Source organism: Bartonella sp. TS82HLJMH (assembly GCF_042193495.1).
GTDB lineage: Bacteria > Pseudomonadota > Alphaproteobacteria > Rhizobiales > Rhizobiaceae > Bartonella > Bartonella grahamii.
In genome coordinates, this window is sequence record NZ_JBHILU010000043.1 from 1 (window position 1) to 3,450 (window position 3,450).

The window sequence follows — 3,450 nt, forward strand, 5'->3', positions numbered from 1 at the left end:
GGTGTGGACAATTTAAAAATCTTTCTCTGCACAAAGGTTGAGGTTCGCTTTTCAGCAATCATCACCGGATCACCTTCGTTATCCACACTGAGAGGATAGGCATCCACCTCATCTAAAATCAGATAACGAATAGGCATGGAACGCAAACCAGCTGCACTGTTTGCTCCTGTAAGCATCAATGCACCACCATCAAACTCTTTCGAAAACATTGTATTACCGCTGTCGCGTGCCCGCGCTGGGGCAATGCGTTCGCTTAAAGCAGGGCTTGCCATAATCATTGGGTCAAGACGGGTTTTTGATAATTTCTTCGCTGTCTCAACCGTTGGCATCACATAAAGGGCGGGTCCCGGACTATAATGAATGGCATAACCGCAGAAATTTAATCCTGCTTCTGACATGCCGATCTGCGCCCCTTTCATGACAATGGTTGTTTCAATTGGCACGTAAGAGGAAAGATTATCCATGATTTCACGCAAATAAGGGGTACGCTTTGTTCTCCAAAGCCCAGGTTCAGCACTTGCTACCGTGCTAAGGTACCTATTTTTATCCGCCCATTGCGAAACCGTATACGGTGGGTCTGGTTGTCGTGCGTTATTGGCATTGGCGAAAAATTCTTCGACTGCATTGTCATCCATTATTCGTTTCTTGCAAGTTCTCTAACTCTGGAGAATGAGGATCATGAAAAGGCACTGGAATATTAACCGCCTCAAGCAAAGCGGTTCTCATAGTATAATCAATAGCACCAATAAGGCTGGCCGCATCACATCCAACTTGTGCAGCAATGCTTGCACCAAAACGATGAGGAAAATTCAACATAGCATCACGGTGCGCTCTTCCAAACTCACGCGCTGCCTTTTTCATTTCTTCTCGATCAACAGTGGTTTCGCGCAATCGTTCAAGGGCAATCTTTTCGCTTTCAAGCGCAACTTGCATCCGCTCCAGTTTTATCTTGTATTCATTGGCTCCATCTGTGGAGGCTTGTTTGATCTTTGTTCGCGGTTGTCCATCAGGCGCTAAAAGTGAAGCAGGGCGTTTTGTTGGATTCTCATTCCAGATAGCTGTTGCAAGCGCTTCATTGACAGAACCATCTTCAAAAAGAGCTGCATCAAATTTACCTGTCTTTATCCGAGAAACCACCGCATTATGTGAAACACCCATCTTTTTTGCAAACGCACGAACCGATAGACCGTTACGCGTTTTCTTATTCATAGTTGCTCATTGCCTTTTTCTCTGCCATAAGAAGTAAGAGTTTACGGTGTTACGAATGATTGACAATCGGGTATAATCGGGTATATATTCCGGTATGAAAACAGATACACTCCAAATTACACAAGAATTATTGGCTCTCATTGCTGAAATTGATGAGTTCAAAGGGGCATGGCGCGCCCTTGGTACTCTTGCACCTGAGAGATTGAACGCTCTTCGTCATATTGCTACTGTTGAAAGTATTGGATCTTCCACACGCATTGAAGGGAGTAAGTTAACAGACCGCGAAATCGAACAGCTTTTGGTAAACTTAGAAATTAAACATTTCAAGAGTCGTGATGAACAAGAAGTTATCGGTTATGCCAAGGTTATGGAAACAATCTTTCAATCTTGGAGTGATATTTCTATTACTGAAAATCATATTAAACAACTTCATCGTGATCTTCTGTGCAATAGTGAGAAAGATCAACGACATCGAGGTGAATATAAGACTTTACGCAATGATGTAGCAGCATTTAATTCTCAAGGGAAAATGGTTGGCATTGTTTTTGAAACAGCTACACCATTTGATACACCATACCGAATGCAAGAGCTTATTACTTGGTTCAATAAAACCAATGAATTAAAGGATCTTCATCCTTTACTTACGATTGGTATTTTTAATGTTACATTTTTAGCTATTCATCCTTTTCAAGATGGAAATGGGCGTTTAAGCCGTATCTTAACCACCCTGCTTTTGTTACAAAAAGGTTATGTTTATGTACCATATTCATCACTTGAAAGCATTATTGAGAATAATAAAGAAAGCTATTATTTAGCTCTGAATCAGACTCAAAAAACAATTTATACTAAAACACCCAATTGGGAACCTTGGATACTCTTTTTTTTACGTGCTCTACAAAAACAAAAACGCCAATTAGAAATAAAAATAGAGAGTGAAAAAAATGCTCTTTTTTCCTTATCTGAATTGGCTCTTAATATTCTTGATTATGTGCGTAATCACGGACGAGTTACAACCCGCGATATGGTGCGTGAGGTTGGTGCAAGCCCTAATACACTTAAAGTAACTTTTACATCATTAGTTGAAAAAGGCCTTTTGATACGTCATGGTGGTGGACGATCAACTTGGTATAGCGCACCTTAATTTTATTGCCTTCTTAACCCCCTCCCCATTTTGAGAACGGGGAGGGAAGATGTGTTTTTAAATCTAAGCGGCTTTTACGACAGATCTTTCTAAGACTTGTTTTGCTTCTTTAATTAAAGCTTTATAATGTTTGATCTCTTCTACCAACGTAAAGGCTTTAACAAGATGCATATGGAGTGGACCATAAATGTAAACAGCCTTTTTAGTTGGAGACATTTTATCCCAATCTTTTGGGAAAGCAAAACGTATATCATCACAATAATCAACAGATTGGCTTTTTAGTTTCTTTTCACATTCAATAAAATAACGGCGTGCTTGACGTCCTTTCTCGTTACGTTCAACCATGGAAAGCTCTTTCGCCATGTCTAGAGTGATATGATATTCTTTACTTATAACATTTTTACGTTTCCCAATTTTGGGAAGCGTTAAAATACAGTCCTTTCCCTCTTCAAATGCATACTGATTAATGCGGTTCGTAATCCAAGTAGCAAAACGTTTTCCTATTGCCAAAAATGTATGTAATTCACGTGCATTCACTGTCTGAACGACATCACCATCAATCGTAGTTTGATGTAAGTCAATTAAATATTGTGCCATGATTTGGCTCCTATGTGCTTAAAGGTTTTCTATTGACATTCTAAAAGATGCCGGGTGCTAGAAAACACGGCACATAGCCCGTCGTTATGCTTTCCCCACAAGGGTATTGTATAGCATAACTACACCCGACAAAGTTATTATATGCGCCTAACATACAATGAGTCAAAGTCTTTAATGTGCGGAAGACTGATTATTTCGGCAACCAATCCGCTATGTGTTTAAGGTGTTTTCTAGGCACCTGATTCGAAAATAGACATTGACGCAACAATGTCAAGAATAAAAATAATTTTTATCTAAAAATAATGACATACTGTACAGTGTACATATTGAAATTGTTATTTATCAATGAGTTAAGTGTACAATGTACAGTCAATTTGAAAATTCTGTCGCTAGCGATAGTTCGCGCTCGTCCGCCCCGCAACGAAGCCAACCCGCTGGGAAGTACCTTTTGCATTGATTTTATTGTATTTTTTCTGGAGAAAACCAAAGCGCAAGTGATAATC

Annotated in this window: 4 protein-coding genes; 1 reads left to right on the forward strand and 3 read right to left on the reverse strand. The window is 39.7% G+C overall.

Annotated features, from left to right (window positions below; genetic code table 11):
* Together ACFIKO_RS08890 and ACFIKO_RS08895 are read right to left on the reverse strand one after the other, a co-directional pair.
* Positions 1–635: phage terminase large subunit family protein (locus ACFIKO_RS08890; RefSeq protein WP_375673828.1), on the reverse strand; the 635-nt coding region annotated here is incomplete at its 3' end.
* The gene (locus ACFIKO_RS08895; RefSeq protein ID WP_375673830.1) at positions 628–1,209 is read right to left on the reverse strand and encodes a hypothetical protein; all 582 of its coding nucleotides are present in this window, start codon (positions 1,207–1,209) and stop codon (positions 628–630) included. The genes ACFIKO_RS08890 and ACFIKO_RS08895, both read right to left, overlap by 8 nt.
* Positions 1,210–1,303: 94 nt before the next feature.
* Between ACFIKO_RS08895 and ACFIKO_RS08900 the strand changes: the two genes are divergently transcribed.
* Positions 1,304–2,350 (forward strand): Fic family protein, encoded by a 1,047-nt coding sequence (locus ACFIKO_RS08900; RefSeq protein WP_375620563.1) that lies wholly within the window; start codon positions 1,304–1,306, stop codon positions 2,348–2,350.
* Positions 2,351–2,413: 63 nt separating this feature from the next.
* Here the strand turns inward: ACFIKO_RS08900 and ACFIKO_RS08905 are convergent, their stop codons facing one another.
* Positions 2,414–2,947 (reverse strand): antA/AntB antirepressor family protein, encoded by a 534-nt coding sequence (locus tag ACFIKO_RS08905; protein ID WP_375620564.1) that lies wholly within the window; start codon positions 2,945–2,947, stop codon positions 2,414–2,416.
* Positions 2,948–3,450 lie beyond the last annotated feature (503 nt).